A 13,032-nucleotide genomic window follows, 5' to 3' on the forward strand; every position below is an offset into this window, starting at 1 on the left:
ATATCCAGACAACAAGAGGTCCTATGATTGAACGCAGTCAATGGTGCAGTGTCTTGCAGGCGTTGCCCGAAGAACAGATCCTGTCCCTGACAAAAAAGATGATGAGCTCCTGGCGGGTGTGGCCGAAGGTGATTCCCCAGGCCGGCCTGGGAATGCTGAAACTGAACGACAGTGCCCTTTGCGAACCCTTCTACCTGGGGGAATTCCCCCTTGCGACGGCATGGATCGAAGTGGAAACCGCAGAGGGAACCCTTGCCGAAGGCGCTGCCCAGATCATGAGCGATCGCACCGAGCTTGTCGAAGCGCTGGCCTTGTGCGACGCCGTTCTTGCCGCGCGTCTTCCGGGCTGGGAGCAGGTTGCGCAACTGCTGGCCGAAGGCGCAGCGATCCGCGCACGGATGGCGGCGGAAAGGAAGCAGATTCTCTGCCGTACCCAGGTCGATTTCTCGCTGCTGGATGAAGCGGGGTGCGAAGATGCTTGAGTTGAGTTTGATCTGGAAACCGGAGATACAGCAACAGCTCTTCAGGGCTCTGCTCAACGCCATGGCTCGCCCCGGGTCGCTGGAGGAGAGCGTCTGCACTCCGGAGGGTGGTGCCTCTGGTTTGCCGGTGCTGGCGATGCTGGTGGACGGTGAAGTTTCTCTTGCTGACCCCCATCAGTTGTTACAAAAACGCGACTGGTCGCTCTTGCAAGCCTCAGAAAAATCTGCCGATACGGCCGATTATGTTCTCTGCAATGGAAAAAGAACTGCGGAGTTTACACCTAAGCTCGGCACACTGACCAGTCCGGAGCAGTCGGCCACTCTGGTGATTGCGGTCAGCGACTTAAATTCTGGAACGACCCGTCTGAAACTTATGGGGCCAGGCATTGCCGAGACGACATATCTGCATATTGATGGGCTCGATACGTCCTGGATTCAAGCACGGCAAGACTGGGTGTGCGAGTTTCCCCTCGGCGTCGACCTGATCCTGGTCTCTGAGACACAGCTGGCGGCCATCCCCAGAACGACGAAAGTAGAGGTGCTCTGATGGGATACGTAGCAATCAAGGGTGGTGGCCGGGCCATTGCCGGCACCAAGGATGTTTTTGACCATCTGCGCACCCGGCAGGGAGAAGCAGGAACTCCTCTCAATACCGACACTATCGAGCAGCAGCTGCGGCTGCTGCATAGTCGTGTCCTCTCGGAAGGGGGCGTTTATGCGCCGCAGCTGGCTTCGCTGGCGCTGAAACAGGCCCAGGGGGATACGCTGGAAGCGGCATTCATTTTACGCGCTTACCGTTCAACCCAACCCCGGCTCACCGAAACGCCACTGCTCGACACCACAAAGATGCGTCTGACCCGGCGCATTTCGGCGGCTTTCAAGGATATTCCCGGCGGGCAGATGCTGGGCGCGACAACCGACTATCACCTGCGAATGCTGCGCATGGAGCTGCTCAAGGAGTCGCCGGAAGAGTTCCGCCGGATCAGTCGGGACTGGTTTTCATCGGCCGCAGAGTCTGATCTGCCCGACAGCTTTCCCAAGGTCCTTGACGGGTTGCGGAGGCAGGGCCTGCTCCCCCAGCCAGACGTTGCTGCGGCTGAACGTGAGCCTTTTGATATCACCCGCGAACCGCTGATCTTCCCGGTCCCGCGCTCGGCTGCACTGGCGACAATGGCGCGGGCCGAACAGGGATCTTTACTGGCCATCGCCTATTCGAACATGCGCGGCTACGGAGATGTTCATCCGACGGTCGCCGAGCTGCGGGTCGGCTATCTGCCGGTTCTTCTGCCGCATCCGATCACCGGGGAACTGACCGAAGTGGGCGAAGTTGAAATGACCGAGTGTGAGGTCATCGCCATGTACGAAGACAACGCCGATCAGAGCAAGGCGGTTTTCACGCTTGGTTATGGTGCCTGCTACGGCCACAACGAAGTCAAGGCGATCAGCATGGCGATTCTCGATCGCGCCCTGCAAGCAGGGGTGAAGTCTGGCCCGCGCAACCCGTCGGAAGATCCGGAGTTTGTTCTGCTGCATGTCGACGGCATCGACTCCATGGGCTTTTGCACCCACTACAAGATGCCCCACTACGTGACTTTCCAGTCTGACATGGATCGCTTGCGCACCACCCAGAAAAAACAGACCGACAAGGAGCAGGGTTGATGAGCAGTGCACAAAATTTTGGCTATCTGGACGAATATGCCAAGAAGGAAGTTCGGCGCAGCGCCTTGAAAGCGGTGGCGATCCCCGGCTACCAGGTTCCTTATTCCAGTCGGGAAATGCCGATGGGCAGAGGCTTCGGTACCGGCGGCTTGCAGCTGACCCTGTCGCTGATCGGGCCGCAGGAGACTCTCAAAGTGATCGACCAGGGTTCGGATGATTCGGTGAATGCCGTCAACCTGCGCAGCTTTATCGAGATGACCTGCCCCGGCATCGACACAACCACCAAAACAGCCGCAGCCAGCCTGATTCAATCGCGCCACCGGATTCCGGAACAACCGTTGCGCGAGGATCAGATCATCGTGTTGCAGGTTCCCTATCCCGATCCCCTGGTGCTGGTTGAACCGTCAGAAGACAAGCGCAAGCAGATGCATGGCGAAATGGATTATTCACGCCTGCTGGTCAAGCTTTATGAAGATATGGTCCGGTTCGATGAAATTACGATTTCGCATCGTTACCCGACCCGGATCAACGGTCAGTATGTCCTCGACCCGTCGCCGATCCCGCGTTGGGACGTGCCGAAAATGAATCACGCAAAAGCGCTGATTCTGTTCGGTGCCGGGCGGGAGAAAAAAATCTACGCCGTGCCGCCGTACACGGACGCCGAGCCGCTGGTCTTCAGTGATGTTCCCTTCCGCGTCGAAGATTTCACCGACGAGGCGGGCAACCGTCGCGCCTGCCGGATCTGCGGCTGCCGATCAAGCTTTCTGGATGAATACAACGATTCCCGCACCGGGGAGACCGTCTACCAATGTTCCGATGCTGACTGGTGCCAGGAATTCAGCCAGTCCTCAGACCTGAATAGAGGGGGCAGTCATGAATAAAGTTCTTAACGTTTCCAGCCTGTCCAAGGTGTACGGGTCCGGTTGCCCCCACTGTTTCAATCTGACCGGGCCACAGTTTGACACCAACATCTGCCCTCGCTGCAAGAGTGTGGTTGCCGCCCATAATGTCTCCTTTGATCTCTATCAAGGGGAAATTCTCGGCATTATGGGGGAATCCGGATCGGGCAAATCAACCGCAGTCAAGTGCCTCTACTTTGATGAGCCGCCGACGGCCGGGCGAGCAACCTTTTTCGCTGTGGATGGAAAACAGCATGACCTGTTTTCGTTGAATGCCGCGCGCCAGAGGTGGTTGGCCAACCATCACTTCGGGATGGTTTATCAGAATCCGCATCTGGGCCTTAACTTCGACATCACCGCCGGCGGGAATATCGCGGAACGTTTGTTGATGTCAGATGTCGACAGTTTTAACGATATCCGCAGTCGTGCCAAAGAATTGCTGACCCGGACGGAAGTGCTGACGGAGCGAATGGATGAACTGCCGAAGAATTTTTCCGGGGGGATGCAACAGCGGGTTCAGATCGCTAAAGCACTGGCGACCCAACCCAGCCTGTTGTTTCTCGATGAGGTGACGACGGGCCTCGATCTCTCAGTGCAGGCCGCCATTCTTGACCTGATTATGGAAATTCAGCAGGAGATGGCGACCGCCATGGTTGTCGTGACCCATGATCTGGGCGTGATACGCCTGCTGGCCGGTCGGACTCTGGTGATGAAATACGGCCGGGTGATCGAATCGGGATTGACCGACCAGATTCTGGAAGATCCGCAACATGCCTACACCCAGCGGCTGGTTGCTTCAGCGCTATAAAGCCGAAAATGTGGAGGAAAGAATGACCTTGGAGCCGATACTCCGTATAGAAAATTATTCGAAGCACTTTGATCTGCACGAGCAGGATAAGCAAATCCCTTCGTCCGATAATGTCAGCCTGAATGTTTACAGCGGTCGCTTAACAGCTCTGGTCGGTCCGACCGGTGCAGGCAAATCGACTGTCCTCAAAGGTGTCTACCGAACCTATCTGCCGTCAAGCGGGCGCTTGCTCTACCGCGATGCCACTCACCACCTGATCGACCTGGCCCAAGCCGATGAGCATCAAATTCTGGCCCTGAGAAAGACCGAAATCAGTTTCGTGACCCAGTTTTTGCACGCCCTGCCGCGGCAGGCCACAGAGGATGTCGTCGCACAGCCCCTGTTTCAACGGGGTGTCGATCGTGAGGAAGCCCGGGGAAGAGCCCGCACGCTACTTGCCGCCATGAATCTTCCGGAAAGATTGTGGGGGATTTCACCGGCAACCTTCTCTGGCGGAGAAAAACAACGGGTCAACCTGGCCCGGGGCCTGATTGCGAAACCGCGGCTGCTGCTGCTGGACGAGCCGACGGCCAGTCTGGACAAGAAAACCAGTGAACGTGTTGTGTGTTTGATCGAGCAGTTGAAAGATGAGGGGACCGCCATTCTGGCTATCTTTCACCATCCGGAGTTGATCACCCGCATGGCAGATCAGGTCGTTGAACTCGAAGCCCCTTTTGACAACACCAAAATTCTTGCGGAGGTCAGCTGATGTCCTGTATTTTTATCTCTCATGCCCGCCTGGTTTTACCGGATCAGGTTCTGAATAGCAGCTCCCTGCTGATTGAGGATGGAATTATTCGCAGCATCGCCGGTACGTGCCCGCCAACCGCGACTGAGGTCGACTTACGTGGCCAAACCCTTATCCCCGGAATTGTTGATCTGCACTGCGATGCGCTGGAAAAGGAAGCGGAACCGCGACCCAACGTCTTTTTTCCACCCGGTCTTGCGGTTTCGCAAATTGATCGACGTAACGCTCATGCCGGGGTTACGACTGCTTTTCATGCAATCTCTTTTGCCGGTAAAGAGTTGGGGGTCCGCAGCATCGATATGGCACTGCAGCTGGTTGCTGCGCTGCGCCAGGCCAGTGACACAAGCCTCATTCATAATCGGATTCATTGCCGTTACGAAGTCACCGATGCCCAAAGCCTGCCTGCGCTGGAAGAGCTTCTTGCAACCGGTTCGATCGATCTTCTTTCTCTGATGGATCACACCCCGGGGCAGGGACAGTTCAAGGATCCGGAGGCCTACGGGAACTATCTGGCCAAAAGCTATGGCAAATCGGCAGCCGAAATAGACCAAATCCTGGATTTGAAGCTTGCGCAGCAGTCATCCTCTACAGAACGGATTGAACGGCTGGCACTGTGCGCCAAAAAATACGCGGTGCCTCTCGCCAGCCATGATGATGACAGCAGCGTGCGGATTCAGATTATGAAATCACTCGGGGTCAGAATTTCTGAGTTTCCGATCAATCTCGAAACCGCACAAGAAGCCTGTGATCAAGGATTGAAGACCGTCTTCGGCGCACCAAACGTTCTACGCGGGAAAAGCCAGAGCGGCTCTGTTCGTGCCCATGACGCTTTGGCTGCAGGGGTCGCCAGCTGCCTTTGTTCTGACTACCATCCCGGAGCCTTGCTGCCCGCAGTCCTGAGATTGGAGGCAGAAGGGATGCCATTTGCCGATGCCGTTCGGCTGATCACCTGTAATCCCGCCCAGGCCGCCGGCTTGACGGATCGAGGGTCTTTAACCGTGGGCTATCGTGCCGATCTGGTGGCATTTGTCTCTGACTCCGGCGTTCCTCAGGTCACCCAAGTGTGGCGCGATGGAATTCAAGCGTATCTTGCGAGGTGGTGCCATGCTGCGTAAGTCTGGTCGATTATTTTATGTCATCGGGGCCTCGGGAGCCGGCAAAGACAGTTTGCTCAATTACGCACGGCAGCAGTTGAAAAATATTCCGACCATCGCCTTCGCTCACCGCTATATCACGCGACCTGCGTCAACCGATGGGGAAAATCATGTCGCCCTGAGTAATGAAGAATTCATGGTTCGTGTGCGCAACGGGATGATCGTCATGCACTGGCAAAGCCACGGCAATCACTATGGAGTCGGCAGCGAAATAAACAGCTGGTTGGCCAATGGAATAGACGTAGTTGTCAACGGTTCCAGGGAATATTTGCCTACAGCAGCGAAGCTTTTTCCGGAGATTCGACCGGTACTGATAAATGTTTCAGAGGTGGTCCTGTTGCGCCGCCTGCTGGGCCGCAATAGGGAAGATAAGGAAGAGATCGCAGCACGAATTAATCGGTCGAAGCAGGTTTCTGTCACGCAAGAATGGCCCAATATTCACATCATAAATAATGACAGTAAGCTTGAAAATGCCGGGGAGGAGTTCATCGAGCTTATCACTATGGCGCGAGAGTCTGAATGCGTCTGACCTTGCTTGGAACAGGTGCCGCTGGTGGCGTGCCATTGTACGGCTGTCAATGTTCTGCCTGCCAACGGGCGCGAGATTATCCCCGCTATCAAAGACGCCCATGCAGCGCTCTTCTGGAGGTTGGCAATAAACACTATTTACTGGATGCCGGGCTGATGGACCTTGATCAGCGATTTCCTGTGCAGACACTGGATGGCATTTTCTTGACCCATTTTCATCCTGATCACGTCCAGGGACTGTTCCATTTACGCTGGGGTACTGGAGACCACATCCCGGTTTACTGCCCACCGGATCAGGACGGGTGTGCGGATCTGTATAAGAATCCCGGCATTCTAGCGTTCCGCGCCATGCAGCCCTTTGTCAAAGAAGATATGGGAAACTTTTGTGTTACCCCTCTCCCGCTGATTCATTCCAAGCTAACCTTTGGCTACCTGTTTGAATCGGTCCACAAGCGCATTGCCTATTTAACCGACACCAAGAGCTTATCACAAGAGGTGCTGAATATTTTACACACAGGTTCTCTTGACCTGGTCGTTCTCGATGCCTGCACTCCGCCAAGCGTGGAACACGCCAACCACAATTCCATCGATGAAGCCATCGCTCTGGTCGAAAAAATATCACCCCGTAAAGCATTCCTAACTCATATAAGCCACGATCTAGATCGTTGGTTATTGGAAAAAAAGCCTGCCCTTCCTCAGAATGCGTTGATCGCTGAGGATGATATGCTTGGAGTTGTTAGGTGAATCGCCATGATGTCCTCAGTGACTGATCGCAAAATTATACCTGATTAGCAACGCACGCCGCAGCGCGGCGTGCGTTGCTAATCAGGAAAAATATTGACGGACACTGGAACCAATGATAGCGTGAAAAATTGCAACACCATACAGAACGAACGCCCTAGGGGAGTGGAAACTGAGAGTTCCGCCGACACGGTATGTCGCGGAAGACCCTTGGAACCTGATCCGGTTTGCACCGGCGGAGGGAAGCGGCGTCGGCAACAGACTCTATTAGATCTGCATTCCGACCAGGCCGCATTCGCGGTCTTTTTCCGTTTATCCCCTCCCTCCATCATGCACGCCGTTGAAAGACAGGCCATCATCGCATGGATATTCTGATCAACGAAAAAAAACAAACCGTTGCGGAGGGATCGTCTCTTTACCAGATCCGCGACCGCTTCAAGCCGCTGGCCGATGTTCTGATCGTCAACGGATTCCCGGCCGCGGACGACCTGCCGCTGGCTTCAGGCGACCAGGTCATCCTGATCCGGCGCGGCGAAATTCCCGCCGCGGATGAACTCGACGCCTTGATGCGTGCCCGTCACACACCGGGCGTGCATGAAAAGCTGCGCACGGCCTGCGTCGGCATCGCCGGTGTCGGCGGACTCGGCTCGCATGCGGCCATGGCCCTGGCCCGTATCGGGGTGGGACACCTGATTCTGGTCGACTTCGACGTGGTCGAACCCTCGAACCTCAACCGCCAGCAATACTTTGTCGATCAGATCGGCCAGCCGAAAGTCCAAGCCCTGGCCGAAACACTTGCCCGCGTCAACCCGTGCGTCACAATCACTCCCGTTCACCTGCGCCTGAAGCCAGGCAATATCGCCGAAGCTTTCTCACAGGCGGACATCCTGGTCGAAGCGTTTGACCTCGCTCAGCAGAAAGCGATGCTGGTGGAGGCTTTTCGGCATCATTTCCCCGAGCGCCCCGTTGTCGCCGCATCCGGACTTGCAGGCTGCCACCCTTCCAACACGGTCGTCACCCGGCGCGCCGGACGCAACCTGGTCCTCGTCGGCGACGGGGAGAACGCCGCCCGCCCCGGTGAGGGGCTGATGGCGCCGCGAGTTGGAATTGCGGCTCATCACCAGGCTAATGCCGTAGTGCGACTGCTGCTGGGCGAGGAACCCTGCTGACCAAAAGGAGCACGAACCTCATGAAGATTACCGTCAATGGCCGCGAGCGCGAAGTCGCAGACGGACTGACCCTGACACAGCTGCTCAGCGAGATGAAGCTGGACCCGCGCAGCCTTGCGATTGAACGCAATCAGACCATCGCCGAACGTGAGAACTTTGACACGACCATCATTGAAGATGGAGACCGGCTTGAAATCGTTCAATTTGTCGGCGGCGGCTGAGCCGGACAGAGTTATATCAATTCCTCAAAGAAAGGTTACCCATACCATGACGAACGATTCACTGGTGATCGGCGGGCGCACATTCACCTCACGCCTGCTGGTTGGAACCGGAAAATTTTCCTCCAACAAAGCGATGATTGAAGCCATGGAAGGTTCGGGCTGTGAAATCGTCACCGTCGCGTTGCGGCGGGTGGATATCGAGAACCCCGAGGACAGTATGCTCTCTCATATCGACCGCGACCGCTACCTGCTGCTGCCCAACACCAGCGGCGCACGCGACGCGGAAGAAGCGATGCGGCTGGCAAGGTTGGCACGCGCGGCCGGGTGCGAACCCTGGGTCAAGCTGGAGGTCACCCCCGATCCCTATTACCTGCTGCCCGATCCCATTGAAACCCTGAAAGCCGCCCGGATTCTGGTAAAAGAAGGGTTCACCGTGCTGCCCTATATCAACGCCGACCCGGTGCTGGCCAAGCATCTGCAGGAAGCCGGCACTGCGACCGTCATGCCGCTCGGCGCCCCCATCGGGACCAACCGGGGGCTTCGCACCCGTGACCAGATCCGCATCATTATCGAGCAGGCTATCGTTCCGGTGGTGGTTGACGCCGGCCTCGGAGCTCCTTCCCATGCCGCCGAAGCCATGGAGATGGGCGCCGACGCGGTGCTGGTCAATACTGCCCTGGCCGTCTCCCCCAACCCCGGCGCCATGGGCGCCGCCTTCAAAAAGGGCGTTCAGGCCGGGCGAGAGGCCTTCCTTGCAGGACTGGGCGAGCAGAGCCAGAAGGCGCAGGCCTCGAGCCCCCTGACCGGCTTTCTCCACGATTGAAACCTGAGTAGATGCAGGCTGAAACGGGCCTGAGGGACACCACATGACTTTCCACGACATCCTGAACCAATACGATATCGACCGCCTCGAAGAAATGATCAGCACTCAAACAGCGCAGGACGTACAGCGCGCCCTGGCGGTTGAGCGGCCGGGACCGGATGAATTGATGGCGCTGCTGTCGCCCGCCGCTGAACAGTTCGTTGAACCCATGGCGCAGAAGGCCCATGCCATCACGGTGCAGCGCTTCGGGCATAATATCCTGCTTTATGCACCGCTCTACATCTCCAACGAGTGCGTCAACGGCTGCCTGTACTGCGGTTTCAGCGCCCGCAACCGCGTGCCGCGTCACACTCTGAGCCTCGAGGATGTGGAAAAAGAAGCGCGCTACCTCCACGCGCAGGGCTTTCGCCACATCCTGCTGGTGACCGGCGAGTCACCCAAAGCGGTGGACAACGATTACCTGGCCGCAGTGGCACGGCGCCTGCGCCCGCTGTTCAGCTCCATCAGCATCGAAGTCTATCCCATGGAAACCGAGGGCTACCGCCAGATGGTGGAATCGGGAGTCGATGGGTTGACCATCTACCAGGAGACCTACGACCGGGATCTTTATGGGCGCATGCACCCTTCCGGCAAGAAAAGCGATTTCGATTTTCGCCTGGAGACGCCCGAGCGCGGCGGGCGGGCGGGACTGCGCCGCATCGGCATCGGTTCGCTGCTCGGGCTGGGTCGCTTCCGCAGTGAGGGTTTTCTGACCGGGCTGCATGCCCTTTTTCTTTCCCGTCATTACTGGCGCACCCAGGTCTCGGTCTCTTTCCCGCGCATTCGGCCGGCTGACGGCGGTTTTTCCCCGCTCCACCCGGTTTCCGACCGCCAGTTTGTTCAACTTTTGTGCGCCCTGCGCCTGCTGCTCCCGGATGCCGGCCTGGTTCTGTCGACCCGCGAGAGTGCCGCCCTGCGCGACAATCTGCTGCCACTGGGCATCACCCAGATGAGTGCCGGATCCTGCACAGCACCGGGAGGATATTCAGACCCCAACCACAGCACCCAGCAGTTCGCCATCGATGATGACCGTTCTCCGGCCGAAGTCTGCCGCCTGATCCGCGCCAAAGGTTATGAAGCGGTGTGGAAAGACTGGGACGGCGCGTTTCTCGACCGTACTGCTGAGCAGTAGACACGGGTCATGAATGCCATGGCGGTGGATTTTTCTCTTTACCTGATCACCGACCGCACCTGTCTGCCCACGGGCCGCACCCTGATTGATGCGGTAGCGGGCGCCCTTGCCGGGGGAGTGCGGGCGGTACAGCTGCGTGAAAAAGATCTCAGCGCCGCACAACTCTATCCCCTGGCCTGTGCCCTGCGGGAACTGACCGCCCGGTACGGAGCGCGTCTTCTGATCAACGACCGTCTCGACCTCGCGCTGGCGGTCCAAGCCGACGGGGTGCACCTGGGCGAACACTCCCTGCCGCCAACCGTGGCGCGCAAGGTTCTCGGCCCTGGATACCTGATCGGGGTGTCCACCCACGCTCATCATCAAATCCGCTCAGCCCATGAAAGCGGCGCGGATTTCGTCACCTTCGGTCCTGTCTTCACCACCCCTTCCAAAACCCGCTTCGGGCCGCCGCAAGGGATTAAGGCACTGCGTTGCGCCTGCGCTTCTGCCCCCCTGCCCGTTTTCGGTCTGGGCGGCATTGAATACCGCAACCTCCCCCAGGTTCTTTCCGCCGGTGTTCAGGGCGTTGCCCTGATCCGCGCCGTTCTAGCCGCCTCAGATCCGGCAATGGCCGCCGACAGCCTGCTCAAAGCGATCAATACTCCAGCATAAACACCCCAGCATAACTCGGCCGTTTTCCCGCCCCACGCCTGTAGAGAAGTAAGCAAAGCCCTCCCTTGTCAAAAGTTAACGAATTATCATTGACAGATTTAAACTAGAGAAATTATACTGAGCAGAGTTTGTCACCCACAGGAATATGAGCGACCAACGGGGTTAATCAGGCGGGAGTTGAGAATGAATGTTTCGATGAAATTAACGGGAAGCTTTGTTGTCCTGGCGCTGCTTTTTATCCTGACCGGCACCATCGGCTGGAGCGGCCTTGGTACTGAGGGTTCCCGGGGCAGCGTATTGCTGGTGATGACAATATCGGGGGCGGGCGCTCTCGTAGCGATTGCGGCCGCTTTGTCTTTTGCCCGCGGTTTCAGCGCACCGTTGAAGGCGCTGCACGCGCAGGTTGAAAATCTGCGCAGAGGCAGAAGAACACTACCGCTGGAACTCAAGCGCAACGATGAAATCGGGCGGCTGAGCACCTCGCTCGATGCGCTTGGCCAAAGCCTGGAAAAGGAAATCGTCGCGAGCTTGCAGAAGATGTCCCGCGGACACTTCGATGAAAGTATCCGCCCCCTCGACAGTGAGGATATTCTGCGCCATGCTCTGCGAGCCCTCAGTGATGAGATGAGGGAGCTCCTCGGCCAGATCGGGCTGGTGGGCAATCAGATCGGCTCGGCCGCATCACAGGTCGCCGATTCCAGCCAGACCCTGTCGCAGGGGGCCACGGAACAGGCCGCTTCCCTGCAGGAAATATCGGCCTCCATGAACCAGATCACCTCGCAGACCCAGCTCAACGCCGACAACGCGGGACAGGCCAGCACACTGGCCGGGCAGGCACGCGACAGCGCCGACCGCGGCAACCAGCAGATGAGCGAAATGGTCAACGCCATGGCCGCCATCAATGAGTCAGGGAACAGCATCTCGAAGATCATCAAAGCCATCGATGAAATCGCTTTTCAGACCAACCTTCTGGCGCTTAACGCCGCAGTGGAGGCGGCACGGGCCGGTCAGCACGGCAAGGGCTTTGCCGTGGTTGCCGAAGAGGTACGCAATCTCGCGGCGCGCAGCGCCAAAGCCGCCCAGGAGACCTCGGCCCTGATCGAGGATGCCGTTGCGCGCGCCGAATATGGCTGCAAAATCGCCGACCAGACCGCAGAATCACTCACCGAGATCACCACCGGCATCACCCGGGTTGCGGATCTGGCGGCGGAAATTTCGGCAGCGTCCAGTGAACAGGCGCAAGGTCTCGAACAGATCAATATCGGCCTCGGGCAGATCGATCAGGCCACTCAGCAGAACACCGCCAGTGCCGAAGAAAGTGCAGCGGCTGCGGAGCAGCTCTCCGGCATGGCAGCAGAACTCAACCAGCGCCTGGAACAGTTTCACTGCACAGCGAAACAAAGCAACGCTGGGCGCAGGGAGTTCTCGGCATCTCCAGGTTCCCCTCGCTCCAGATCAACACAGATCGCAGCGCCCTCGCACCGGCCTGCCGCGGCGACAAAACCATCCACGGGAAAAGAGGAGACCACGCACTCGCTCATAGACTGGAGCGACGATTTGAGCGTTAACATCGGGGTGATCGATATGCAGCACAAGAGGCTGGTGGAGATGATCAACAAGCTCTACCACGCCATGAAAACCGGCAAGGGCGACCAGGTCATGGGCCCGCTGTTCGTGGACCTGATCGAATACACCGGCAAGCATTTCGCCACGGAAGAACGGTTCATGAAGGACAAGACCTATCCCGATTATGAAAGCCACAAGGCAGAGCACGAAAAACTCGTCGCCCGGGTGCTTGAGCTCAAGGCGAAACTCGAGAAAGGCGAAAAGGTTTTCTCCTCCGAGGTGTTCAATTTCCTCAAGGGCTGGCTGATCAACCATATCCAGGGAACTGACAAAAAATACGCCCCGTTCCTGAACGAAAGGGGCGTCTACTGAA

General features: G+C 57.7%; 15 protein-coding genes. All 15 read left to right on the forward strand.

Translation table 11 applies throughout. From position 1 onward, the window contains the following. The first annotated feature begins 23 nt into the window (after positions 1-23). The 15 genes from phnG (at position 24) to GSUB_RS18110 (ending at position 13,031) form a co-directional block, all read left to right on the forward strand. Positions 24-482, forward strand: coding sequence for a phosphonate C-P lyase system protein PhnG (gene phnG, locus GSUB_RS11835; protein WP_040200956.1), 459 nt, complete (start codon positions 24-26; stop codon positions 480-482). Next, a complete protein-coding gene (gene phnH / locus GSUB_RS11840; RefSeq protein ID WP_040200957.1) occupies positions 475-1,029 on the forward strand; it encodes a phosphonate C-P lyase system protein PhnH in 555 nt (184 codons plus the stop codon). Before phnG ends, phnH begins: the two co-directional genes overlap by 8 nt. Continuing rightward, positions 1,029-2,141: a carbon-phosphorus lyase complex subunit gene (locus GSUB_RS11845; RefSeq protein ID WP_040200958.1), complete on the forward strand. Its 1,113-nt coding sequence runs from the start codon at positions 1,029-1,031 to the stop codon at positions 2,139-2,141. Before phnH ends, GSUB_RS11845 begins: the two co-directional genes overlap by 1 nt. Further along, entirely contained in the window at positions 2,141-3,022 is an 882-nt protein-coding gene (locus GSUB_RS11850) for an alpha-D-ribose 1-methylphosphonate 5-phosphate C-P-lyase PhnJ (RefSeq protein WP_040200959.1), read from the forward strand. Before GSUB_RS11845 ends, GSUB_RS11850 begins: the two co-directional genes overlap by 1 nt. After that, entirely contained in the window at positions 3,015-3,848 is an 834-nt protein-coding gene (locus GSUB_RS11855) for an ATP-binding cassette domain-containing protein (RefSeq protein WP_040200960.1), read from the forward strand. Before GSUB_RS11850 ends, GSUB_RS11855 begins: the two co-directional genes overlap by 8 nt. Positions 3,849-3,870: 22 nt before the next feature. Then, positions 3,871-4,596: a phosphonate C-P lyase system protein PhnL gene (gene phnL, locus GSUB_RS11860; protein WP_040202462.1), complete on the forward strand. Its 726-nt coding sequence runs from the start codon at positions 3,871-3,873 to the stop codon at positions 4,594-4,596. Beyond that, positions 4,596-5,750: an alpha-D-ribose 1-methylphosphonate 5-triphosphate diphosphatase gene (locus tag GSUB_RS11865; RefSeq protein ID WP_040200961.1), complete on the forward strand. Its 1,155-nt coding sequence runs from the start codon at positions 4,596-4,598 to the stop codon at positions 5,748-5,750. Before phnL ends, GSUB_RS11865 begins: the two co-directional genes overlap by 1 nt. Continuing rightward, positions 5,740-6,318, forward strand: coding sequence for a phosphonate metabolism protein/1,5-bisphosphokinase (PRPP-forming) PhnN (phnN, locus tag GSUB_RS11870; protein WP_040200962.1), 579 nt, complete (start codon positions 5,740-5,742; stop codon positions 6,316-6,318). The genes GSUB_RS11865 and phnN overlap by 11 nt, the downstream gene beginning before the upstream one ends. Then, positions 6,309-7,061: a phosphonate metabolism protein PhnP gene (phnP, locus tag GSUB_RS11875; protein WP_040200963.1), complete on the forward strand. Its 753-nt coding sequence runs from the start codon at positions 6,309-6,311 to the stop codon at positions 7,059-7,061. The genes phnN and phnP overlap by 10 nt, the downstream gene beginning before the upstream one ends. 359 nt (positions 7,062-7,420) lie before the next feature. Continuing rightward, complete coding sequence (gene thiF, locus GSUB_RS11880; protein WP_040200964.1) at positions 7,421-8,227, forward strand: sulfur carrier protein ThiS adenylyltransferase ThiF; 807 nt, start codon at positions 7,421-7,423, stop codon at positions 8,225-8,227. A gap of 20 nt (positions 8,228-8,247) precedes the next feature. Continuing rightward, positions 8,248-8,448: a sulfur carrier protein ThiS gene (gene thiS / locus GSUB_RS11885; RefSeq protein WP_040200965.1), complete on the forward strand. Its 201-nt coding sequence runs from the start codon at positions 8,248-8,250 to the stop codon at positions 8,446-8,448. Between the two features lie 46 nt (positions 8,449-8,494). Then, positions 8,495-9,271: a thiazole synthase gene (locus GSUB_RS11890; RefSeq protein WP_040200966.1), complete on the forward strand. Its 777-nt coding sequence runs from the start codon at positions 8,495-8,497 to the stop codon at positions 9,269-9,271. Positions 9,272-9,314: 43 nt separating this feature from the next. After that, complete coding sequence (gene thiH / locus GSUB_RS11895) at positions 9,315-10,442, forward strand: 2-iminoacetate synthase ThiH (RefSeq protein WP_040200967.1); 1,128 nt, start codon at positions 9,315-9,317, stop codon at positions 10,440-10,442. Between the two features lie 18 nt (positions 10,443-10,460). Next, positions 10,461-11,093, forward strand: coding sequence for a thiamine phosphate synthase (thiE, locus tag GSUB_RS11900; RefSeq protein WP_040200968.1), 633 nt, complete (start codon positions 10,461-10,463; stop codon positions 11,091-11,093). A 183-nt stretch (positions 11,094-11,276) separates the two neighbouring features. After that, positions 11,277-13,031, forward strand: a complete 1,755-nt coding sequence (locus GSUB_RS18110) for a bacteriohemerythrin (protein ID WP_052464895.1) — start codon at positions 11,277-11,279, stop codon at positions 13,029-13,031. Position 13,032: the final 1 nt, after the last annotated feature.

The organism is Geoalkalibacter subterraneus (assembly GCF_000827125.1).
Classification (GTDB): Bacteria; Desulfobacterota; Desulfuromonadia; order Desulfuromonadales; family Geoalkalibacteraceae; genus Geoalkalibacter_A; species Geoalkalibacter_A subterraneus.

Coding starts and splice junctions, on each gene's coding strand:
- phnG (WP_040200956.1), top strand. CDS start 24: ATGATTGAACGCAGTCAATGGTGCAGTGTCTTGCAGGCGTTGCCCGAA.
- phnH (WP_040200957.1), top strand. CDS start 475: ATGCTTGAGTTGAGTTTGATCTGGAAACCGGAGATACAGCAACAGCTC.
- GSUB_RS11845 (WP_040200958.1), top strand. CDS start 1,029: ATGGGATACGTAGCAATCAAGGGTGGTGGCCGGGCCATTGCCGGCACC.
- GSUB_RS11850 (WP_040200959.1), top strand. CDS start 2,141: ATGAGCAGTGCACAAAATTTTGGCTATCTGGACGAATATGCCAAGAAG.
- GSUB_RS11855 (WP_040200960.1), top strand. CDS start 3,015: ATGAATAAAGTTCTTAACGTTTCCAGCCTGTCCAAGGTGTACGGGTCC.
- phnL (WP_040202462.1), top strand. CDS start 3,871: ATGACCTTGGAGCCGATACTCCGTATAGAAAATTATTCGAAGCACTTT.
- GSUB_RS11865 (WP_040200961.1), top strand. CDS start 4,596: ATGTCCTGTATTTTTATCTCTCATGCCCGCCTGGTTTTACCGGATCAG.
- phnN (WP_040200962.1), top strand. CDS start 5,740: ATGCTGCGTAAGTCTGGTCGATTATTTTATGTCATCGGGGCCTCGGGA.
- phnP (WP_040200963.1), top strand. CDS start 6,309: ATGCGTCTGACCTTGCTTGGAACAGGTGCCGCTGGTGGCGTGCCATTG.
- thiF (WP_040200964.1), top strand. CDS start 7,421: ATGGATATTCTGATCAACGAAAAAAAACAAACCGTTGCGGAGGGATCG.
- thiS (WP_040200965.1), top strand. CDS start 8,248: ATGAAGATTACCGTCAATGGCCGCGAGCGCGAAGTCGCAGACGGACTG.
- GSUB_RS11890 (WP_040200966.1), top strand. CDS start 8,495: ATGACGAACGATTCACTGGTGATCGGCGGGCGCACATTCACCTCACGC.
- thiH (WP_040200967.1), top strand. CDS start 9,315: ATGACTTTCCACGACATCCTGAACCAATACGATATCGACCGCCTCGAA.
- thiE (WP_040200968.1), top strand. CDS start 10,461: ATGGCGGTGGATTTTTCTCTTTACCTGATCACCGACCGCACCTGTCTG.
- GSUB_RS18110 (WP_052464895.1), top strand. CDS start 11,277: ATGAATGTTTCGATGAAATTAACGGGAAGCTTTGTTGTCCTGGCGCTG.